This window comes from Nocardiopsis sp. N85, assembly GCF_028882275.1.
Lineage (GTDB): Bacteria > Actinomycetota > Actinomycetes > Streptosporangiales > Streptosporangiaceae > Nocardiopsis > Nocardiopsis lambiniae.
In genome coordinates this window covers 110,227-130,763 of record NZ_JARBUT010000006.1, presented here as the reverse complement: position 1 = coordinate 130,763, position 20,537 = coordinate 110,227, and the positions used below count along the sequence as shown (strand labels likewise).

Sequence of the window (20,537 nt, the reverse complement as noted above, 5' to 3'; positions counted from 1 at the left end):
ACCGGCCACCCGGTCGTCCACCGCTTCGAGCCTCCTCTCCCGGGTCGTTCCGTCGAGCAGCCGGCGCACCTCCTCGACCGGGCGCTGCGCGCGGAACCCGCCGACGTCGCGCGTCCGTGAGCGGTCGAGCAGGGGAACACGCATCAGTTCCCGACCCCGTCCACGCGGTGCGGCCGTCCCACCGCCGTCGCGATCCGTCCGTGCCGCGGACCGCCACGACAGTGGGAACCACCGACCCGTCCCACCTACTCCCGCCCGTCCGGACTCTTCTCTACCCGATCACCGGATGTCCGCTCGCGATCGAGATGCGGTTGAAGGCGTTGATCAGGGTGGTCGTCCACTCCACCGCGGAGATCTGGGCGGTGGTCAGGTGGGCGGCCGCACGGGCGTTGACGGCCTGCCTGTCGAGGGTCGGGTCGATCACGGTCAGAGACTCCGCCAGTTCGAGCGCGGCCCTCTGCTGATCCGTGAACAGCTTCGTCTCGCGCCATGCCGGCAGCACGTCCAGGGTGCTCTGCTCCACCCCGGCCTTGCGGGCCTTGGGAAAATGGATGCTCAGGCAGGTTGAGCAACCGTTGATCTGGGACACCCGGATGTTGACGATCTCGATGAGGTCGTCGCCCAGACCGGCCTCGTGCGACGCGGTTCGGGAGGCCTTGGCCGCCTTGAGCATCGCCCCGTAGACCCGGGGGTGTTCCTTGTCGATGAAGGGGCGCTCCGCGTTCACGCGTCACCCGTGTTCTGGACCGTCTCCTTGACCAGCGCGAGGTCGGCCGGTACGGGGCGGCGGAACCGCCCGCCCTCGGCCTCGTACTCGTCGCCGTGCTCCTTCAGGTGCCTGGCGAACAGCGGGCACACGGGCACGACGGTGAGGTTCCTGCGGATGCTGTCGGCCAGGGCCTCGCGGACGAGCAGCCCGGCCAAGCCCCGGCCGCCGAACTCCGCATCGACCTCGGTGTGGAAGAAGACGCGCTCGTCGGCGGCCCGCGGCGGGTCGACGAAGTCCGCGCGTCCGGCGAGGGTTCCCCCGTCCACGCTCACGGTGTAGGCGCTGATGGCGCGGTTCTGGTCGAGCGCTATGGACACCGGAGCACCGGTCTTGTCCGTTCGCTGTTCGGTCATGACGGATTCCTCTTCTGCTTCTGTCGATCAGCCGTTGAACTGTGCGTGGGGCGGCGGGTTCTTCCTGGGGCGCATCCGCACCGGCGGCAGCTCCGGGGCTGGAATCCTCGACATACCCTCACGGTTGCGGCCCGGACCGCCGTGCCCCACGTACCCCTCCACCCGCCCGAACCGCTCGCCGTGGTTCTGCCATTCCTCGCGGTAGCGCGTGATCTCCTCCGTCGTGCGGCCCACGAAGTTCCACCACATGAGGACCTCCTCGCCGAAGGGGGTGCCGCCCAGGAGGACGAGCCTGGCCGGTCGGTCCCCTTCGTTGGCCATGCGTAGGGTTTCGGCACCGACCCCGGTGTAGCCCACGGCGTCCTTGGGCACGTGCACGCCTTCGAGCCTGACGTCCTCACCGGTGTCCACCAGCAGGCCGTGCTCGAACCCCGGATCGACGGGAAGGTCGAGGACCCCGCCGGGACGCAGCCTGATCTCGGCCCCCACCAACGGTGTGTACATGCTCACCGGCGACCTGGAACCGAGCAGGGAGCCGAGGAACACGAGCGCGGTGCCCGCGTCGAACTCGACGGGCTCGGGGACGTAGTGCTCGAACCCGCGCTCCGGGCGGTGCCGGACCTCGTCGGGCAGGGCGACCCAGAGCTGCACACCGTGGATGCGGACCGCCTCCGGGGTGGAGGTCTCGGAGTGGCAGATGCCCGAGCCCGCCGTCATCAGGTTCATCTGCCCGGGCCGGATGGTGGCGGCGTTCCCGCCGGAGTCGTTGTGCGAGATGACGCCGTCGAACAGCCAGCTGACGGTCTGTAGCCCCGTGTGCGGGTGCGGGGCCACGTCCATTCCGCCGGTGTCCGCCACCTCGTGCGGGCCGAAGTGGTCGACGAAGCACCACGCGCCGATCAGCGAGCGCTGCCGCTGCGGCAGGGTACGGCGCACGTTGATCGCGCGCGGCCCGCCCAGGGGGACGGTGCGGGCGGTGATGATCTCGACCGGAGCGCCGCCCTCACGCGCGGCCAAGGGGCCGGGGAGGCCTCCCTCGCCGCACACGAAGACGTCCGGACGGGTCTCTGTGTTGGTCATCGCGGTGCTCCTGATTCACGGGCACGGCCTGATGCGTGAGCGGCGAGCAACGAGGCGTGCGTGGGGGCGTCGGGCACGTGCTCCGGCCGGTTCCTGGCGAATTCCTTCCTCAGGGTCGGCAGGACCTCCTCGCCGAGGAGGTCGAGCTGTTCCAGCACGGTCTTCAGCGGGACCCCGACACCGTCGACGTTGAACAGCTGGCGCTGGTAGTCGCCGAAGTTCTCGCGGAAGGTGAGGGTCTTGTCGATGACCTGCTGCGGGCTGCCGACGGTCAGCGGGGTCTCCTCCATGTACTGCTCCAGCGACGGCCCGCCGCCCATCAGAGGGGAGCGGTCGAAGTGGGGGCGGAACTCCCGCACGGCGTCCTGGGAGTTGGCCCGCATGAAGATATGGCCACCGACGCCGACGACGGCCTCCTCGGCGGTGCCGTGGCCGTAGTGGGCGAAGCGCCTGCGGTAGAGGCCGATCAGCTTCTGGAAGTGCCGCTTGGGCCAGAAGATGTTGTTGGCGAAGAAGCCGTCTCCGTAGTAGGCCGCCTGTTCGGCGATCTCCGGCGAGCGGATGGAGCCGTGCCAGACGAACGGTGGAACGCCGTCGAGCGGGCGGGGCGTGGAGGTGAACCCCTGTAGCGGGGTGCGGAACCTGCCCTCCCAGTCGACGACGTCCTCGCGCCAGAGCCTGTGCAGGAGGGCGTAGTTCTCCAGCGCCAGCGGGATGCCCTGGCGGATGTCCTTGCCGAACCAGGGGTAGACCGGGCCGGTGTTGCCGCGGCCCATCATCAGGTCCACGCGCCCATCGGCCAGGTGCTGGAGCATCGCGTAGTCCTCCGCGATCTTCACCGGGTCGTTGGTGGTGATCAGGGTGGTGGACGTGGACAGGATGATCCGCTCGGTGCGCGCCGCGATCCAGCCGAGCATGGTGGTCGGGGACGAGGGCACGAAGGGTCGGTTGTGGTGCTCACCGGTGGCGAACACGTCCAGCCCGACCTCCTCGGTCTTCTGCGCGATGGCGACCATCGCCTTGATCCGCTCGTGCTCGGTCGGTGTCCGGCCGGTGGTGGGGTCCTGTGTCACGTCACCGACGGTGAAGATCCCGAACTGCATCGCACCCGCCTCCATGTGGTTGCCGTGTCGACTTGCGTGGTGGACGAGAGGCCGGGCCAGGTCGTCCCTGGTCGCGACCTCGTGACGTTCGGTTGATAAATCAACTGTGGTCTTCGGAGGTTCCGCTGCCGTACCGGCGAGGTTCGTGCTTCCCCCCGCCCGCCGTCCGGTCAGGCTCCGTCGTTCCCCGGGGTGGCGGGAGTCGTGTGCCATCGTCGGGGGTCGTCCTCCAGAGCGGGGCGGTCCCAGTGCCCGAGGTTCGCCGCGGCCTCGTAGGTGCTGTGCAGGAACTCGGCCACGGCGCGGTCGGGGTCGGGTGCGGTGCGGGCGGCCTCGTAGGGGAACAGGAACTGCTGGAACTCGGTGCTGTAGTACGCGCCCTCGGGGCCGGGCGACTGCTCGGCGAACCCGTCGGGTGCGGGGTAGGCGTAGGAGTAGAAGGCGCCCTCCTCGCCGCCGCCGGGCCAGAAGCCGCAGCTGGACAGTTCCCGGGAGTAGCCTTCGACCATGACCCAGTCCCCGCAGTTGGGGACACCCCCCGGGTGTTCGGGGGCCGGTCGGCCGGAGAAGCGGGTGCAGGCCAGGTCCATGCCGCCCCAGAAGAAGTGCACCGGGCTGACCTTGCCGACGAAGTGCGAGCGGAACTCGCCGACCACCCGGTTGGCCTGCAAGAGCTGGCGCCAGAACAGGGTGGCCGCCTCGGCGTCGTAGGAGGCGTGCTCGTGGTCCTGCGCGAAGGGGATCGCCGGGTCGACCTCGTTGGGGACCGGCCGGATCGGCGCGTCGATCCCGAGTCGGTCGAGCAGGTCCAGGACCTGCGAGTAGAACGCGGCGACGGTCATGGGACGTAGCGGGAAGCCCTCTGCTCCGCCGTCGCTGCTGCGGATGTCGAGCCGGTGGCCGACGAAGTCGAACTCGATCTCGAAGGCCCCCGAGCGGTAGGGGACGGTGGAGGTCGTCAGTCCGCGCGGGCTGACATAGAGCGGTACCTGCCACCAGTGGTTGACCAGCGGGGCGTGGGCCATGCGGATCTTGCCCACGATCTGGGTCCACATGTGCAGGGTGTCGCGGGTGTCCGTCCAGTCCGAGACCCGCAGGCTCGGCCAGTCCGTCGTTGACGGGTCGCTCATCTGGTTCTCGCTTCCTTCGCCGCGCCACCTGGGGCGGGGGTCGTGTCCTACCGGTGGAGCCTTGCGTCCCCGGCTCTCCCGGCTCGGCGCGGATCTCGGTGGTGAGTGATGTGTCATCCGAACTGTAGATGATAAGTCAACTTTCTGGCGAGCCCTGTCCGCGGCCTGGCGGTTCGGGACCCATGCTCGTATTTTGTTGACACGTCATCGAAAAATGCTAATTTGGATGATGTGTCATCTACTTGGGCGGCCACCCGCCGTCCGGGCCCCGGAACACGAGACCCCCGAGAGGTACCGCCATGAGCACCAAGGCCAAGAACGGACTCGACGCCCTGCTGACGCCGGAGGAGAGCGTCCTCCTCCTCATCGACCACCAGCCGTTCCAGGTCGCCAACCTGCACAGCCATGAGCCGTCCGTCGTTCTCAACAACGCGGTCGGCCTGGCCAAGGCCGCCAAGCTGTTCGACGTCCCGACCATCCTGACGACCGTGCTCGCGGACCGTGGCGGCCACCTCGTCCAGGGGATCCAGGACGTGTTCCCGGAGCAGAAGCCGATCGACCGCACGCTCATCAACACCTGGGAGGACGCACGGGTCGTCGAAGCCGTCAGGGCGACCGGCCGCAAGAAGGTGATCATGGCCGGACTCTGGACGGAGATCTGTGTGGCCATGCCGGCGATCCAGGCGGCGGGCGAGGACCACGACGTCTACGCCGTCACCGACGCTTCGGGCGGGGTGTCGTTGGAGGCGCACGAGATGGCCGTGCGGCGGATGATCGAGGCCGACGTGACGCCGCTCAACTGGCTGGCCGTGGTCGCCGAGTGGCAGCGCGACTGGGCCCGCGAGGAGACCGCGTCGGGCCAAGCCGAGATCCTGGTGCAGCACGGCGGTGCCAGCGGCGTCGCCTTCGCCTGGGAGATGCAGTTGCTGGCCACCCGCTCCTGACCCGGCGTCGGTGCCGCACCCCCGGGAAGAAGCCGTGCCGGGGTGCGGCGGCGGGTTCCACCGGTCCTCGGGTGCTGCGTTCGAGGGCTCCTGCGTGAGCACCGAGTCGGCGGCGAAGTAGAGCGTCCGGGTCTCGGCGCCCAGGGGTGGATCACCGGTGGGCGGCGCGCGCCGGGTGGCGAAGTGAAACCGGAGCGAACCCGTGCTCACACCTGCCCGCGCCGCCACCGCTCACTCCCGCCCCCACGGGGACGCCCACCTCTGTTCGGCCTGATCCGTGAACGATCGATGAAGGAGACGTGGCCATGACCGCGAAGACACGTGAACACCGAGATCCGAAGCCCGTCCCGCCGGGGGTCGAGTACCACCGGGTGCTGGCGGGGGAGGAACGCCGCATCGGCCGCGGCATCCTCGCCATCGTCCTGCTCCTCGGGGGCATGTTCGGCGCCATCATCGCGTTCCAGATGGTGGGCGCATGGATCGACGGCATCCTGTGGCCGGGCGTTCCGAGTGACGAGCGCCTGGTCCTCACCCCGCTGGCCCATGCCCTCGGTCTGATCGCCGTCGCCCTGGTCATTCCGTGGAGCATGTTCCTCCAGCGCCGGCTGTACGGGGTGCGCGGCGCTACTCTGAGCTCGGTCGTGTCGAGCTTCCGCTTCGACCTGTTCGCCCGAGCGCTGTTGACGATCACTCCCGCCCTCCTGGTCGCGCTCGCCGTCTTCGAGTTCGTGTCCCCCGGTGTGACCGCCGTGTGGCGGCGTGAGGACGTCATCTGGATGCTCGTCGTGACCGTTCTTCTCGTCCCCTTGCAGGCGACGGGCGAGGAGTACGGGTTGCGCGGGCTCGTCTTCCGTGTCGCGGCCGGCTGGGGGCGCGGTCGGTGGACCTCGCTGATCCTGGGTATCGGTGTGTCGGCCGCCCTGTTCAGCGTCATCCACACCGCGAGCGACCCGTGGTGGAACGTGTTCTATCTTCTCTTCTCCATCGTCACGGGTTACGTCACCTGGCGAACCGGCGGGATCGAGATCGCGGCTGTCCTCCACTCGGTCCTCAACACGCTCACCTTCATTTTCTGGATCGCCCTGAACGCCGATATCTCGGTCAGGTTCGATCGTTCTGCCGGCGGCTTGGACGGCGTTCTGCTGATCACGTCGACCGTCGTCTTCGTCGGCACGGCGGCGGTCGTGTGGTTCCGGACCCGCAAGACCGGCCCGGCAAGGACACCGCTGGAGCCGCACGAGGACCAGGGCGACCGGGCTCGATCCCGTCTCAGGAACGGCTTGTGACGGCGGACGGTAGAGATACGGCTCTGATCCGATCTCTGTGAAGCCGCCACGCTCTGTCACGGCGCGTCGAGGATGCTGCGGCGCAGCGACTCGACCCCGGCACGGCCGTACCCGGCCCTCTTGAGCGCCTTGATCCGGCACACGTCGCCCTCAACACGGCCGGAACTCCACCCAAGGGTGAGACCGGCGGTCACCGCGTCGAAGTCCTGGCGCGATCCGCGGGCGAAGCTCTGCACCGGCTGCATCTCGGTCGCCTCGGCAGTGGCCGGCCATGTCTCCAGGTCCTGTCCTTTCTTCTCCCGCATCATCGTGGCGAAGGAGCGCACACACCCGGCGACCCTGTCCGGCTCCGGACAGCGACCGAGCAACTGCTTCGGCTTCACCTCCTCCTCTGGTTTCAACCGGCTGGTCAGGCTGGTGATCAGCCCAGTGGCCTCGCGGACGGTCGGCGCCTCGGGCAGCGGCGGTGCGGGCCGCCTGCTGATCCGGAGCGGTTCAAGGTGGCTGCGCACGGTGCGTTCGCTATCAGCGAGCGGCAACCGGGAGCGATCACGGTGACTCTTCTCGTCGGGGGTGGATCCGGGCGGATCAAGGCGCAGGTACGAGATGCGGGCCGGGGGCAGGGGCAGGAGCAGGGCTTTTGGGGAAGGGCTCGGCCGGGAACCCGGTGTCAGTGGTGGGCATCGCGCCAGGGTTGAGGGAGAACCCCACCGGAGCCGAGGTGCCGGTGGAGGAGTTCGAAGGCCTGGTCGGCTTCGCGGATCAGCACGGCCGGATCGGTGTCGGGGTCGGCGGCATCACGCAGGAGGGAGGAGAGGCGGTCGAAGAGTTCGTCGGCCTTCTCCCTCTGAAGGCGGGTGACCGCTCCGCCACGGCACAGGACAGGGGTCTCGCCCAGGACGCCCATCGTGCTTTCCTTCCGGGGGTGTTCAGATATGCGGGTACGGCGTGGGAGCCCAGGGTGCTCCGCCAACCGGGGCCGCGGGGCCTGCGGAGTGCGGGGCCGGGCGAGGCGGAGGAGATCGGCCCAGGTGAGCGGTTGCCCGGTACTCACAGCCACCCCTCGGAGAAAGGGCCGGGGCAGCGCGCGGGGACGACGGCGAGGTCGGTGCGGTCGGTCATCGGCCGTGCTGCATGGTGAAATGACCCCAGCCTGTTCAAGGCCCGGCGTGGGAGGAAGGCATCGTGCTGTGACATGGGGCGACCGTACGTCCCCACACCGGCGGCCCTTCGCAGCCGCGAGAAGGTAAAAGGCCCGCAGGAATCTGCGGGTTCGGCTCAGGCGACCCCGGCGCGGGCCGCCAGAGGGCGCAGTTCCGGGGTGGAGCGGCGGTGCTCGCGTCGCAGGAGTTCGGTCAGGACCGCGGCCGTGCCCGAGTGGTAGCGGATGAGTTCGGGAGCGATCCGCTCGGCGTCCACCAGGGTGTGCACTGCGGCGGCGTCCTGCCGCTTTTGGGTGTAGGCGCGGGCCAGGTCCAGGCAGACCTGGGCGCGGCGGCCGACCAACCCGGCGGGCAGGGAACCGACGTCCAGGGCCTCGCCGGTGTCGATGGCGGTTCGGGCGTCACCGATGGCGACGGCGGTGCTGATGGTGTGGATGGCGACGTTGGTCGGGCCGAAAGCGGTTCCGTGGTGGTTGCGGTCGGTTCCCAGGCGGTCGGCCGCGCGGCGGGCCTGGGCCAGCAGGCGCGGGACGGCCGTCCGGTCGAAGCTGGCCGCCGCAGCGGTGGCGGCGGCCAGGTGGAGTCCGCCGTAGACGCTCAACTCTTCCGGGGTGCCCGGGTGCATGCGGCGTTCGAGCGCGCTCGCCGCGCCCATGGCCAGCTCGGCTGCTTCTGTCGGGTGTCCGCGGGAGATGAAGACGTAGGCCAGCCGGTAGGCGCCCACGGCGGCCAGCAGGGGGTCATCGCTCCAGGTGGCGGCTGTCATGGCCCGGTCGGCGGCCTGCCAGGCCAGGTGCTTCTCCCCCACCCGGCGCAGGAGGGCGGCGGTGGTGTTGTAGACCATGGCCTTGGCGGCGCAGGTCGCGGAATGGTCCACGTCCGGCGTGTGGGTTACGGCTTCGGCTTCGCGGATCAGGCGGGGCAGGCGGCGTCCGACCTCGTCGTAGCGGGCCGCCTGGTAGGCGGCATAGGTGTGGTGGGCTTGGGTGAGGAGGACTGCGGGGTCGGTCCGTGGTTCCTGGCCGGTCTCGGCGACGATGGTCTCCAGGGTGGAGTAGCGCATCATGGCGCGTTCGATGGCGCGGGCTGCGTCGTAGCGCATGTCGGTGACCGCCTCGGGTTCGGTTCCGGTCAGTTCGGCCAGGTCCAGGTGCAGGATGCGGGCCAGGTGGGTGAGGATCTCGTGGGAGTCCACCGTGAGGATGCCGCGTTCGACCTGGGAGAGCCACGATTCGGAGCGGCCGAGGAGGCCGGCCAGCACGTTCTGGGAGTAGCCGCGGCGCCGGCGGGCGAGTTTGATCGTCTGGCCTCGGGTGGCGGGGTCCACGGCGTGCCTTTCGGTCAGAGGCTGTTCACGGTGTCGATGACCTGCTGCCAGGAGGGCAGACGGTTCTCGTAGGGGGCGTCGGGGTCGTGCAGGACGGTGACCGCGTCCATGGAGCGCAAGGTGTCCAGGGAGCGGGTGAACGCCGGGTGGGACGCCAGTTGGGGTTTGCAGTGGGGCACCACCACGGTGGGTACCCCGTATCCGGCCATCTCGCACAGCAGGGCGATCGCGAAGTTGTCGGCCAGGCCCTGGGCGAACTTGTTGGTGGAGTTGAAGGTCAGCGGGCAGGCCAGCACCGCGTCGGCGGGCGGCAGGGGCGTGCCCTGGCCGGGTCTGCGAAACGTCACGCGGACCGGATCACCGGTGACCTCCTCCAAGTGGGCGGGGTCGTGGAAGTCCGTGCCGGTGGGGGTGGACAGCACCGTCACCCGCCAGTCATGGCCTTGCAGGGCCTGGACGAGTTCGCCCACTCCCTCCGGTGCGGGGGCTCCGGACAACACCAGGTACAGGGTTCGCGGCATGGCCCGAGTGTAGAGCCGGGCCGGTGACCGGATCCGAGGTTCAGCCGTCTCGAACGGAGGGCACGGCGGGTCTCAGCCGCCCGAGTGCCGGGAGGCGATCCCGGCACACAGCGCGATCGGTAACCCCGCTCACCTTGGTCTCAGATCAGTCCAACGACGGCTCCTGGCTCCTGGCTCCAGGCGCGAGCGTCAAGGGTCAGAGCGTCATCGCCCACCATGAAGGTCTCCAGCTCATCCGTGCCCTGGCCGATGCGAACCTGTCCGGCACGATCGAACGCACTGGCCCGCGCGCGGAACCGGACAGGGTCGGTCGCGTTCACCACACGCAGGTGCCACGGCGCTCCTTCCTCCTGGGCGGGTACGGCCAGGTGCACCATGGCACAGGCTTCACGGCGCACACGCATGTCGGTGTGTGCCGCCGTGTAGGAGACCATACGCAGCTCGGCCCGGTCAGCAATACCGGTGACCTCACGAGCGGGTCCGAGAATGGGCGGGAGGGATCCCTCGGCGGCCAGGTTCTCACGTATCGCGCGGGCCAGTTCCCCGGCGTCCGGCATGTCTTTGAGGAGCATCTTCCAGTCCGGTGCCAGGTCGACTCCTCCGCGCCGAAGCCAGGTGGTCACCAGGGAGCGGAAGGCGGCCTCGCGCCGCCGTGGGGGGAATGCTCCCGCCGCCAGGACGTCGTGTCCGGCCCCGCGTAGGGCACGGCAGTACGCCTCCACCGGTATGCGCGTGACCTCGCCGGGATAGCGGACCGAGCGGATCCGCATCATGGCCCAGAGCAGGAAGGTCGCCGCACCCCGGGCGCAACCCTCCACCTTTCCTTCCTGTGGCGGATGCTCGACCCGTGACCCCGCTTGGCGGGGCGGGGTCTGCACGTCGGCGCGGTGACCGGCACGCGACAGGTGCCAGGAAGGGTCGTCGAGTCGCAGTGACGCATCCCGTGCCCGCAGCAGTCCCCCTGAGCCCAGAGCGATGGTCGCCCCTCGCGCGTCGGAGCCCAAGCGCACTCCCAGGGCCGTGTCTGTGTCGACGTCCACCTCGCTCACCTCATCCAGGTGCACCTCCAGTGTGGGAGGAGATCCCGGTGTGTTCGCTTCGTGGTCGTAGGCGCGGACCAGGTCCAGGATGAGGAAAGCGCACAGACGGGTACCGGCCCGTTCGAGTTGAAGGTGGCGGATGGTGGAGGCGGCCAGGAGGTAGTCATCGGCCAGGTCGGTCAGTGTCTGCGGCCTCCAGTGGTGGTACGCCGGGCGGACCGTGCCCCGGTAGTCGCGGTAGGGCTTGTCGAAAAGCGCGGGTGGGGGCTGGACCAGCGCGTCGATCCGGTGGCCGGCGATCGCGCCCTGCTCCACCATCCAGTCCCAACGCGTCGGTCTCAGACGTGCCATCCATTCCAGGGCCGCTCGGGCACGCCGCTCCCGTGCGCGAGGGGTTCGGCCGGTCGCGGCGCGGAACAGGGGGAAGGTGGTGTTGTCCCAGGCGTCGGAGACGGCTCTGATGGTTTCCCGGTCGAAGGTGCGTGCGTCGCGGGCGGCGTCAGCGATCTGGACCAGGGAGCGGTCCAGCAGAGCACCCAACGCGGCCAGGGACGGTTCGGCGGGGTCAGAGGGTTCGCTCATAACCGAGAACCCTGGCACAAGACCACGGTGGGAACATCAGCCGGTGGCACAGAAAAGAACCACCCTGGACCAGGGGTGGGGACCGATGCGCCGACGAGCACGGCCCGAACGAGTGCGTAAGACTCCGAGTGGATGGAGGGTTTCTCGAACAGGTCCGTTCAAGGTGGCCTCAGGGCTTTTGTAGGCCCTTGCGTCGAGAGGGCTTCGGGATGCTCGGGCATGGACATGAGTGTGAGGGTGGGCCGTTCTCCGGAGTGGACGATGCGCTCTGCGGAGCCGGTGGACGTCGAGGTGCTCGCCGACCTGCGGGCGACGGTGATGCGTCCGGACCTGGAGCGGCTCGGACGGTTCGACGAGCACCGTGTCCGGCAGCGGCTGCGCGATTCCTTCTCTTCGCGGCACACCTCGGTCATCATGGCCGATGACGTGTTCGCCGGCTGTGCCACCGTCCGCCCGGCCGCGGACGGATGGTGGTTGGAACACTTCTATCCGGCTCCGGGACTCCAGGGCGGAGGGCTGGGGTCCGCCGTGTTGCGAACGCTGCTGGAGCGTGCCGACGCCGACGGCGTCACCGTTCGTCTGGAGGTCCTTCAGGGCAGTGCCGCGCAGCGGCTGTACGAGCGCCACGGGTTCAGTGTGGAGTCCGAGGACCCGACCGACGTTCACATGGTGCGGCGGCCGGATAGCGGCCTCCTCGAAGGTCCCAGGCCCCGTGGGCGCTCGGGAGCCGTGTGAACCCGATCCCGGCGGCGTGGTCGGCGGTCGACCGCGGTTCTGGTGGAACGCGTCGTCGATGCGGCTCTCCAGGCTGATCTTCCGGGCCCGGACGGCGGGCGTGCCCCGGTCCTCGTCGCGGGTCAGCGGCGTCGGTCGTCATCAGATCGAGGGTGGGCCGTCGAGAACGCGTGTCGGTCCGGTGCCGGGAGGGGGCGGTGGCGTGTGCCCGGCTTCCCCAGCCCAGCGAGCACCAGGCCTGGTTTCGGTGGGTCCGCGGGAAGTACATGCCGCGACTGGGCGCGCCGCAGCGGTGCGGGCGCTCGCGCGCCGGCCCGTCCACTGGATCCAACGTCCGGCGCGCCAACGGAGAGGGGCGGCCCCCTCCATCGGCCGGGCCCCGCCCTCCGTGGAGGCCGGCCCGGCCCTCTGCCCGCCTCCCCGGCCGGTCGGGTGGTTCACGGGTCGGGAACGGGCTCGGGATCGGGATCGGTGTAGGCGTCGGCCTGGAGGGTGTACAGCTCCCGGTAGCGGCCGTCCTGGCGCATGAGTTCGTCGTGGGTGCCGTGTTCGATGACCCGGCCGCGATCCAGCACGTAGACGCGGTCGGCCATGCGCACCGAGGCCATCCGGTGGGTGATGAGCACGACGGCCGCGCCGGTGCGGCGGGCGTGGCCGTGGATGGTGGAGAAGAAGCGGGCCTCGGCGCGCGCGTCCAGGGCGGAGGTGGGCTCGTCGGCGATGAGCAGGTCGGCGACCCGGTAGAAGCCCCGACCGTCGGCGATCCGCTGCCACTGCCCTCCGGAGAGGTTCACCCCCGAGGCGAAGGTGGTGTCCAGCAGCGTGTCCCAGCCGCGGGGCAGGGCGGCGACCACCTCGTCGGTGCCGCTCAACCGGGCCGCCTCCGCCAGCCTGGCCTCGTCCCGGCTCTGGGCCATGGTGATGTTGCGGCGGGCGGTCATCGGCCAGCGGGTGTGGTCCTGGATGATGACGCTGATCCGGTCGCACACCGCCGGGCCGATCCGGGCGTAGTCCACCCCGTTCCAGCCCACCGTTCCGGCCTGGGGGTGGTAGAGACCGCCCAGCAGCCGGGCCAGGGTGGACTTGCCGGATCCGTTCTCCCCCACGAGCGCGACCGTCTCGCCCGCCGCCACGTGCACCGTCACCTCCTCCAGCGCCGGCCGTTCCCCGGTGGGGTAGGTGAAGGTGGCGTCGCGCACCTCGACCCTCTCCAACCGTCCCGGCGGCGGTGCGGCGGGCACCGGGGGCAGGGCGGTGCGGGCCTTGTCGCAGAACTCGGTGAAGTCCGCGAAGTACAGCCCCGACTCGTAGACGCGGTTCAGCGAGTACAGGAGCTGCTGCATCCCGCCCTGGGCGCGTTGCAGGGCCAGGACCGCGGTGCCCACCGCCGCCAACGGCATCGCCCCCACCACCAGTAGTACGCCCAGGACCGCGTAGGTGAGGGCGGTCGCCGCGCCGCCGACCACTCCGCCCAGGGCGCGCACCCGGGTCTGGCGCCAGGCCACCGCGAGCATGGTGGCGCGTTCCCGGTCGGCCAGCGAGGCGTAGTCGGCCATCAGGGAGTCGCGCATGGTGTAGGAGCGCAGTTCGGCGGCCGAGTCCCGGGACGCCATCCGGTCGCCCAGGATCCACCGGCGGCGCCGTCCGGTGCTCAGGTGCCGCTGCGCCTCGTACTCCATGCGGGCCGCCCGCATCGCCGCCCATCCGGCCGGAACCACGCTGACGAGGAGGAGGGGCAGCAGCAGTGGGTGCAGCACGGCCAGCACCCCGGCCAGCGAGAGCAGGCCGACCGACCCGGACAGGACCTCCAGGCAGGCGGTGACCATGCGCGGCACCTCGTACAGGCCCCGGTCGCGGGAGCGGTACATGGCGTCCGCCCACTCCTCGTCGTCGAACGCCACCAGGTTCGCGCGGGTGGTCAGGTCGAACAGCTCCAGTTCGACGATGCGCTCGGTCTGGGTGCCCAACCGGGCCAGGGCCAGGTCGGAGACCAGTCGGATCGTCCCGGCCAGGGTCGCCACCGCGGCGACCACCGCCACCGCGGGCAGCGCCGCCTCCACCCGTGCGGGGAGGGCGCCTTCCGAGAAAAGGGCGTCGAGCACCCGGGTCACCCAGGCCAGGCTCACCGCCGAGAGCACGGCGGCGACGCTGCTCGCGATCAGGGCCGTGAGCAGGTCCCGGCGGTTGGCGCGCCAGGCCCAGCCGACGGCGGCCGCGGTGAGGGTGGGCATGCGGGTGAGCTTGGTCCACAGGGTGGTGCGGGCGAGTTCGTCGTCGAAGTACCGCCACTTGGGTGCGGTGAGGTCCTCGTTCTCTCCGGTGTCGGAGGCGGTCGGTTCGGGTTCGGTGGGAGAGGGTGCGGCCAAGAGAACACTCCAGCTGTTCGATCGAGGGTCCGGGCCCGGCGGGCCCGGAACGCTTCTTCCCGCGTCCCGCGTCCGGCGGGGCGGGGTCGGGGCGCGGCCGGTGACCGGTGGAAGGGTGCGTGCGACGGTCCTCGGTAGCCGGCTCCGGGGGTCGGGGCCGCCCCCGCTCCGGCGGTCGGCCCCGTCCCCGGCCCCGCCCCGGGCCACCGGCTCACACGGGCCGGTCGATCCGCTCCTCTCCGTCGCGGTAGGCCTGGGCCTGGAGCTCCCACAGCTCCCGGTACACGCCCTCCCGCGCCATCAGCTCCGCGTGCGATCCCAGCGCGACCACCCGCCCCCGGTCCAGGACCACGATGAGGTCGGCCATCCGGACCGAGGCCAGCCGGTGCGTGATGAGCACGACCGTGGCCCCCGTGCGCCCCGCGTGGGCGTGCAGGGAGGCGAAGAACCGGTGCTCGGCCCGGGCGTCCAGCGCCGAGGTGGGCTCGTCGGCGATCAGCAGCGGCACCGCCGCCCCGTCGTCGCCCCGGTGGAACCCCCGCGCCGCCGCCAACCGCTGCCACTGTCCGCCCGAGGGCTCGTGCCCGTGGGCGAACCGCTTGTCCAGCAACGTCTCCCATCCGCGCGGCAGCGACTCCACGACGGTGTCGGCGTGGGAGGACCGCGCGGCCCGCGCCAACCGGTCCGGTTCCCCCTCCGGGCCGCTCATCACCACGTTGCCGCGCGCGGTCATGGGCCAGTGCGTGTGGTCCTGGGCGATGACCGCGATCCGTGAACGCAGGTCGTCGGCGTCCACCTCCGACAGGTCGGTGTCGTCCCAGCGCACCCGCCCCCGTTCGGGCGTGTACAGCCCCGCCAGCAGCTTGGCCAGCGTGCTCTTGCCCGACCCGTTCTCCCCGACCAGCGCCACCGTCCGCCCGCGCGGCAGCACCAGGTCCACCCCCGACAGCGCCGGCTCCGGGGCGCCCCCTTCGCCGTTCTCGTCGTCCTCGGAGCCCGGGTAGGTGAAGGTGACGTCCTCGACCCGGATCCGGGCGAACCCGTCCGGCGCCGGCGGCAGGTCCGGCCGGGGGGTGCGCTCCCGGGCGGTCTCCTCCAGGGACATCAGGTCGGCGACGTACAGGCCGGACTCGTACATCTGGTTCACCGCCGACAGCATGGTGCCCAGCGCCCCCTGGGCGACCCGGACGGCCACCACCGCCGCGCCGGCCGCCGCGATCGGGACGACCCCCTCGAACAGGAGCAGGCCCAGGACGACGAACACCACCGCGGTGGCCGCTCCGCCCAGGGCGCCCCCGGCCACCCGGATGAGCGCCATCCGCGTGGCCAGCCGCAGCCGGGCCTCCAGCTCCCGGTGGGCGAACCGGTCGAACTCGTCGCGCAGCCGCGGGCCCATGGTGTAGGAGCGCACCTCTGCGGCGGTGCGCCGGTCGATCATCAGGTGCTGCAACATGAACTTGCGGCGCATCACCTCGGTGAGCCGCAGCGTCATCCGGTACCGCAACCGGGCCGAGGCCGCCGAACTCCACCACTGGGGGACCATCGCCACCAGGATCAGCGGCAACAGCACCGGGTGCAGTGCCCCGAGCACGCCGGCGGCGGCCGTGATGCCCACCAGTCCCGTCAGTACGTCCACGGTGTGGCGGACCAGGGCGCCCGTCCGGTCGCACCCGCCGACGTAACCGCGGAAGACGTGGTCGTTGAAGGAGCTGTCGTCGAAGGCGGCCACCCGCACCCCGGTGACGACCTCGTTGAACCGGCGTTCGGCGGCCAGTACCACCTTGGGTTCCAGCCGGGCCTGGGCGCGCCCGGCCAGCGCCCCGCACGCCCCTCTCGTGATCAGGGCCAGGGCCAGCAGGAACAGTGAGGGCAGCGCGGCCGTCACCCGGTCGGGGGTGGGGGCGGCCGCGAACACCTCCTCCAGGACGGAGGTGGTCGCCACCAGCGCCCACGCGGTGGCCGCGCCCATTCCCAGCCCGAACACGGCGGTGGCGATCAGGTCACCCGGACCCGCCCGCCATCCCAGGGCGAGGGCGTGGCCGACCAGGGCGGGCATCCGTCGCGCCATGGTGCGCCAGGTGGCCTGTGCGGCCTCGTCGCGGAACCTCCGGTGCCCGTTGACGCTCAACGCCTCGGCGTCGTCGGCCGCGTCGGGGTTCTCCCCGTCCTCCGCGTTCCCGGGGCCTTCCGTGTTCGTCGGGTCCCCGGCGGTGGTGGCACCGGACGCGGAGGGGACCTCGTCGGCGGCGGGGGAGGGGTCGGTGGGCGTGGTCGGCCGGTCGGCCCCCGGTGGAGGGCCGGTGGGGGAGGGCGGGGCGGGTGCGGCGGGGGAGGGCGCGTCGTTCTCGTCGGTGGTGTCGGCGTCGTGGGCGCGCAACAGGGTCACTCTCCGTTCCGGGAGGGGCGAGGGACAGGCCCGATCATGACGGCCCGGTGCGTCCTTCCGGGAGGAGGCGGCCGATTGCGGCCCGACCGCATCCGGCCGTGCGGCGGGCGCGGTCGCCCCGGTCGCGACCGGACCCGTGATGCCCGACCACCGCCGTGCGCGGATCGGCCGTGAAAGGGGTGGCCCGAATCCGTGCGCGCCGGGGCCGACGCGCCGTCCCGTGACCTCCGACGTGTTCAGGGTGGAACATCGCGATGATCACCTCGTGGGCGGTTGATGCCGTTGTGGCCTTCGCGCGAAACGCGACGATCGCGCAGAACCCACACTCTCCCCGCCCGTACCGCTATCAATGGAACCGCGGGTACGCGCGCATCACCCCCCACCACGACGTCCGGTCTCGGTGAGGTGATCAATGGCAGGGCCCCTGGCACGGACCCGTGAGCTACGACATCGGTTCGAGGCGGTCGCACACCAGGTGCGCGACCGTCTCTCCGCGCACACCTGGTCGGTGGTCCAGGCCGCCCTCGCCGCGGTCCTCGCCTGGACCATCGCCGGTGGTCTGATCCAGGACCACAGCCCCTTCTTCGCGCCCATCGCCGCCGTCATCGCCCTCAACGCCTCCGGCGGGGAACGCGGCTCCAACGCCATCAAACTGCTCACCGGGGTGTTCATCGGGATCGGCGCCGGCGAACTCGCCCTGGTCGTCGGTACGGGCCCGACCCTCACCATGGCCGCGGGCACCCTGCTCGCCATGATCGTCGCCGTGGCCGTCAACGCCGAACGCATCGTCATCGGCCAGGCGGCGGCCAGCGCCATCCTCACCACGATCTTCATCGCCGACGGCAGCCCCGGCATCGACCGTCTCGTCGACGCGCTCCTCGGCGCCGGCGTCGCCCTCGTCTTCAGTCAGCTGCTGTTCCCGGCCCGCCTCGTCGCCCTCCTGCGCCGCATCGAGGTCGACGCCCTGACCGGGATGTCCGGCATGCTCACCGGAGTCGCCGAGGCCCTGGGCGAGGAGGGGGACGTCTCCAGCCAGCAGATGGTCAACCGGCTCGGCGACCTGAGCGGGCCCATGGCCGAACTCAGCCGCGCCCGCGAGAGCAGCATGTCCACCATCCGCCTGTCCACGATCCGCTGGGGCGATCCGCAACCCGTCCTGGACGAGGACGAGATCATCGAACGCCTCATCCTGCTCGCCGAGAGCTGCCTGTTCCTGTGCCGCAGCACCGCCGCCATGGGCGCGCACGAACGCCGTGAACTCGTGCCCATCGTCTCGGGCATGGCCGACGTGCTCGGCATCCTCGCCGACGATCTCAGCAGCCGAGAGGCCCGCGAACAGGCCGTGGAACAGGCCCTCATGACCGCCCGCATGTACGGGCCGGGACGCCCCGACGACGACCAGGTCACCCAGGCCACCCACCTGGCGGTGGAGATGGTCGCCACCGACATCATGCTGTTCGCCGGAATCCGGTTCGAGGAGGTGGAGGAGGTCCTCCAGGGCGAGCTGGAGGACCCGCTGGTCCCGCATCCGCCGGGGGTGCCGTGGCTGCCGTGGTTGAGTTGGCGACCCCGCCTGGACCGGTTCGGGCGGTGGCGTCCCGGTCCGCCCGGCTCGGGCCCCTGGGGGCGGTGGCGCTCGGGCCCGCCCCGATGATCCACGCCGGTGCGCGGATCGACGACCGGGCCCGGCCGGCGTCGTCGCCGCCGTGCTCGACACGGCCGAGGCGTTCCGCTCCCGTCCCGGCGCCCTGCCGGCCCGAGGCGCCCGCTCCCGGCGGTACCGCCGGGAGCGGGTCGCCCGTCCGGCACCGGTGGGGCGGCCCGGACGGGTCGCGGGTCAGAGCGCGTCGGCGGGCACGTCCAGCACGGTGCGGTCGCACGAGGCGACCAGGTCGAACTGCGGGCCGGTGCGCGGCAGTTCGTGCCGGAAGAAGTAGGCGGCCGCCGCCCGCTTCCCCGTGTAGAAGGTCTCGCCGTCGGCGTCCTCCTCGCCGTGCGCCGTGACCAGCTGCTCCAGCCACATCCACGCCACCACCACGTGGCCCACCGCCTCCAGGTAGGGGGTCGCGTTGGCCAGCGCCACCGCCGGGTCGCCCCCGGCCCAGGCCAGGGCCGCGACCTCGCCCATCCTCCGCAGCGACGCGTCCAGCAGGTCGGCGTACTCCGCCTCCGCCCCGCCCAGGGCACGGGCGCGTTCGACGGTCGCCCCGGCCGTCTCCACCAGCAGTGTGAGCCGGGCCCCGCCCTCCTGGACCGCCTTGCGGCCCAGCAGGTCCAGCGCCTGGATGCCGTGGGTGCCCTCGTGGATGGCGTTGAGGCGGTTGTCGCGGTAGTGCTGCTCCACGTCGTACTCACGGGTGTAGCCGTAGCCGCCGTGGATCTGGATGGCCAGGGAGTTGGCCTCCAGACACCACTGGGAGGGCCAGCTCTTGGCGACGGGGGTGAGCACGTCCAGCAGCAGGCGGGCGCGGCGGCGCTCCCGCTCGTCCTCGGTACTGGCCAGTTCGTCGACCAGGCGGGCGCAGTACAGCACCAGGGCCAGCGCGCCCTCGACGTAGCTCTTCTGGGCGAGCAGCATCCGGCGCACGTCGGTGTGCTCGATGATGGGCACCTGTGGCCGCTCCGGGTCCTTGCCGCCCAGCGGGCGGCCCTGGAGGCGCTCACGCGCGTAGGCCAGCGACTTGAGGTAGCCGGTGTAGCCGACCGCCATGGCCCCGGCCCCCACGCCGATCCGGGCCCCGTCCATCATGTGGAACATCTGGGCCAGACCCTGGTGGGGTTCTCCGACCAGGTACCCCACCGCGCCGGGGGAGCCGCCGGGCGTGTGGCGGCCCTCGCCGAAGTTGAGCAGGGCGTTGACCGTGCCCCGGTAGCCCATCTTGTGGTTGAGCCCGGCGGGGACGACGTCGTTGCGCTCGCCGACCGACCCGTCCGCGTCGACCAGGTACTTGGGGACGATGAACAGGGAGATGCCCTTGACCCCGGGCGGCCCGCCGGGGATCTTCGCCAGCACCAGGTGGACGATGTTCTCGGTGAGCTCGTGGTCGCCGCCCGAGATCCACATCTTGTTGCCGAACAGGCGGTACGTGCCGTCCCCGGCGTCCTCGGCGCGGGTGGTGATGTCGGCCAGGGAGCTGCCGGCCTGCGGTTCGGACAGGCACATGGTGCCGGTGAACCGACCCTCGATCATGGGCGGCACCCAGGTGCGGACCTGTTCGGGGCTTCCGTGGGCCAGGAGCAGCCGGGCGTTGCCGGCGGTGAGGGACGTGTACGCGGAGGTGCCCAGGTTGGCGGCCTGGAAGTAGGCGCCGCACGCGCTGGTGATCAGGTGCGGCATCTGGGCGCCGCCGACGGACTCGGGCATGCCGGCGAGGGCCAGTCCGGTCTCGGCGTAGACCTCCAGGGCCTTCTTGACCTCGGGGATGACGTGGACGCGCTCGCCGTCGAAGCGGGGCTCGTTGGCGTCGTTGGTCTTGTTGTGCGGGGCGAAGTGGTCGGTGGCCACGCGTTCGGCCAGCTCCAGCGCGCCGTCGAGGGTTTCGCGCGAGTGGTCGGCGTAGAGGGGACGCCGGGTCAGGGCCTCGGCGTCGAGCCACTCGTAGATCAGGAATCGCAGGTCGCGGGCGGACAGCAGGGTGGACGCCACGGCGTCGCCTCCTCGAAGTGATTGACCGACTGGTCGGTATGCTACCCGCTCCCGAGGAGTCGCCCATGGCCGGGGTCACCAGGGGCGGAGCGCCGTCCTAGGCTGG

General features: G+C 71.1%; 17 protein-coding genes. 4 read left to right on the top strand and 13 right to left on the bottom strand.

Annotation, left to right across the window (positions count from 1 at the left end):
- Positions 1–271 precede the first annotated feature (271 nt).
- The 5 genes from PWG71_RS10915 to PWG71_RS10895 all read right to left on the bottom strand — a co-directional run bounded on the left by PWG71_RS10915 (position 272) and on the right by PWG71_RS10895 (position 4,435).
- Positions 272–727, bottom strand: coding sequence for a carboxymuconolactone decarboxylase family protein (locus tag PWG71_RS10915; RefSeq protein ID WP_274809542.1), 456 nt, complete (start codon positions 725–727; stop codon positions 272–274).
- Positions 724–1,122 (bottom strand): N-acetyltransferase, encoded by a 399-nt coding sequence (locus PWG71_RS10910; protein WP_274809541.1) that lies wholly within the window; start codon positions 1,120–1,122, stop codon positions 724–726. The genes PWG71_RS10915 and PWG71_RS10910 overlap by 4 nt, the downstream gene beginning before the upstream one ends.
- Positions 1,123–1,149: 27 nt before the next feature.
- The gene (locus PWG71_RS10905; RefSeq protein WP_274809540.1) at positions 1,150–2,202 is read right to left on the bottom strand and encodes a pirin family protein; all 1,053 of its coding nucleotides are present in this window, start codon (positions 2,200–2,202) and stop codon (positions 1,150–1,152) included.
- On the bottom strand, positions 2,199–3,305 hold the full coding sequence (locus PWG71_RS10900) for an LLM class flavin-dependent oxidoreductase (RefSeq protein ID WP_274809538.1): 1,107 nt from the start codon (positions 3,303–3,305) through the stop codon (positions 2,199–2,201). The genes PWG71_RS10905 and PWG71_RS10900 overlap by 4 nt, the downstream gene beginning before the upstream one ends.
- A gap of 170 nt (positions 3,306–3,475) precedes the next feature.
- Complete coding sequence (locus PWG71_RS10895; RefSeq protein ID WP_274809537.1) at positions 3,476–4,435, bottom strand: DUF5996 family protein; 960 nt, start codon at positions 4,433–4,435, stop codon at positions 3,476–3,478.
- Positions 4,436–4,734: 299 nt separating this feature from the next.
- Here PWG71_RS10895 and PWG71_RS10890 point away from each other — a divergent pair, with 299 nt between their 5' ends.
- Positions 4,735–5,379: a hydrolase gene (locus PWG71_RS10890; protein ID WP_274809535.1), complete on the top strand. Its 645-nt coding sequence runs from the start codon at positions 4,735–4,737 to the stop codon at positions 5,377–5,379.
- 305 nt (positions 5,380–5,684) lie between these two features.
- Entirely contained in the window at positions 5,685–6,665 is a 981-nt protein-coding gene (locus tag PWG71_RS10885; protein WP_274809534.1) for a CPBP family intramembrane glutamic endopeptidase, read from the top strand.
- Positions 6,666–6,721: 56 nt separating this feature from the next.
- Here the strand turns inward: PWG71_RS10885 and PWG71_RS10880 are convergent, their stop codons facing one another.
- The 5 genes from PWG71_RS10880 to PWG71_RS10860 form a co-directional block, all read right to left on the bottom strand.
- Positions 6,722–7,177: a transposase gene (locus PWG71_RS10880; RefSeq protein WP_274809533.1), complete on the bottom strand. Its 456-nt coding sequence runs from the start codon at positions 7,175–7,177 to the stop codon at positions 6,722–6,724.
- A gap of 158 nt (positions 7,178–7,335) precedes the next feature.
- Entirely contained in the window at positions 7,336–7,572 is a 237-nt protein-coding gene (locus tag PWG71_RS10875) for a hypothetical protein (RefSeq protein ID WP_274809531.1), read from the bottom strand.
- 371 nt (positions 7,573–7,943) lie between these two features.
- Positions 7,944–9,155, bottom strand: a complete 1,212-nt coding sequence (locus tag PWG71_RS10870; RefSeq protein WP_274809530.1) for a helix-turn-helix domain-containing protein — start codon at positions 9,153–9,155, stop codon at positions 7,944–7,946.
- A gap of 14 nt (positions 9,156–9,169) precedes the next feature.
- Entirely contained in the window at positions 9,170–9,676 is a 507-nt protein-coding gene (locus PWG71_RS10865; RefSeq protein WP_274809528.1) for a flavoprotein, read from the bottom strand.
- 140 nt (positions 9,677–9,816) lie between these two features.
- Positions 9,817–11,298 (bottom strand): hypothetical protein, encoded by a 1,482-nt coding sequence (locus tag PWG71_RS10860; RefSeq protein WP_274809526.1) that lies wholly within the window; start codon positions 11,296–11,298, stop codon positions 9,817–9,819.
- Positions 11,299–11,559: 261 nt separating this feature from the next.
- Between PWG71_RS10860 and PWG71_RS10855 the strand changes: the two genes are divergently transcribed.
- Complete coding sequence (locus tag PWG71_RS10855; protein ID WP_274809525.1) at positions 11,560–12,033, top strand: GNAT family N-acetyltransferase; 474 nt, start codon at positions 11,560–11,562, stop codon at positions 12,031–12,033.
- 437 nt (positions 12,034–12,470) lie between these two features.
- On the opposite strand, the gene PWG71_RS10850 is transcribed toward PWG71_RS10855, so the two are convergent.
- Both PWG71_RS10850 and PWG71_RS10845 read right to left on the bottom strand, forming a co-directional pair.
- Positions 12,471–14,399, bottom strand: coding sequence for an ABC transporter ATP-binding protein (locus PWG71_RS10850; protein ID WP_274809523.1), 1,929 nt, complete (start codon positions 14,397–14,399; stop codon positions 12,471–12,473).
- A 211-nt stretch (positions 14,400–14,610) separates the two neighbouring features.
- A complete protein-coding gene (locus tag PWG71_RS10845) occupies positions 14,611–16,776 on the bottom strand; it encodes an ABC transporter ATP-binding protein (protein WP_274809522.1) in 2,166 nt (721 codons plus the stop codon).
- A 421-nt stretch (positions 16,777–17,197) separates the two neighbouring features.
- Between PWG71_RS10845 and PWG71_RS10840 the strand changes: the two genes are divergently transcribed.
- Positions 17,198–18,439, top strand: a complete 1,242-nt coding sequence (locus tag PWG71_RS10840) for an FUSC family protein (protein ID WP_274809520.1) — start codon at positions 17,198–17,200, stop codon at positions 18,437–18,439.
- Positions 18,440–18,622: 183 nt separating this feature from the next.
- Here PWG71_RS10840 and PWG71_RS10835 read toward each other — a convergent pair whose 3' ends face one another.
- The gene (locus PWG71_RS10835) at positions 18,623–20,431 is read right to left on the bottom strand and encodes an acyl-CoA dehydrogenase (protein WP_274809518.1); all 1,809 of its coding nucleotides are present in this window, start codon (positions 20,429–20,431) and stop codon (positions 18,623–18,625) included.
- Between the last annotated feature and the right edge of the window lie 106 nt (positions 20,432–20,537).

What these genes read in the sequence shown, in the direction of transcription:
- PWG71_RS10895 (WP_274809537.1), bottom strand. Translation starts at nt 4,435, where the DNA reads ATGAGCGACCCGTCAACGACGGACTGGCCGAGCCTGCGGGTCTCGGAC.
- PWG71_RS10900 (WP_274809538.1), bottom strand. Translation starts at nt 3,305, where the DNA reads ATGCAGTTCGGGATCTTCACCGTCGGTGACGTGACACAGGACCCCACC.
- PWG71_RS10865 (WP_274809528.1), bottom strand. Translation starts at nt 9,676, where the DNA reads ATGCCGCGAACCCTGTACCTGGTGTTGTCCGGAGCCCCCGCACCGGAG.
- PWG71_RS10890 (WP_274809535.1), top strand. Translation starts at nt 4,735, where the DNA reads ATGAGCACCAAGGCCAAGAACGGACTCGACGCCCTGCTGACGCCGGAG.
- PWG71_RS10840 (WP_274809520.1), top strand. Translation starts at nt 17,198, where the DNA reads ATGGCAGGGCCCCTGGCACGGACCCGTGAGCTACGACATCGGTTCGAG.
- PWG71_RS10885 (WP_274809534.1), top strand. Translation starts at nt 5,685, where the DNA reads ATGACCGCGAAGACACGTGAACACCGAGATCCGAAGCCCGTCCCGCCG.
- PWG71_RS10860 (WP_274809526.1), bottom strand. Translation starts at nt 11,298, where the DNA reads ATGAGCGAACCCTCTGACCCCGCCGAACCGTCCCTGGCCGCGTTGGGT.
- PWG71_RS10855 (WP_274809525.1), top strand. Translation starts at nt 11,560, where the DNA reads ATGCGCTCTGCGGAGCCGGTGGACGTCGAGGTGCTCGCCGACCTGCGG.
- PWG71_RS10910 (WP_274809541.1), bottom strand. Translation starts at nt 1,122, where the DNA reads ATGACCGAACAGCGAACGGACAAGACCGGTGCTCCGGTGTCCATAGCG.
- PWG71_RS10875 (WP_274809531.1), bottom strand. Translation starts at nt 7,572, where the DNA reads ATGGGCGTCCTGGGCGAGACCCCTGTCCTGTGCCGTGGCGGAGCGGTC.
- PWG71_RS10905 (WP_274809540.1), bottom strand. Translation starts at nt 2,202, where the DNA reads ATGACCAACACAGAGACCCGTCCGGACGTCTTCGTGTGCGGCGAGGGA.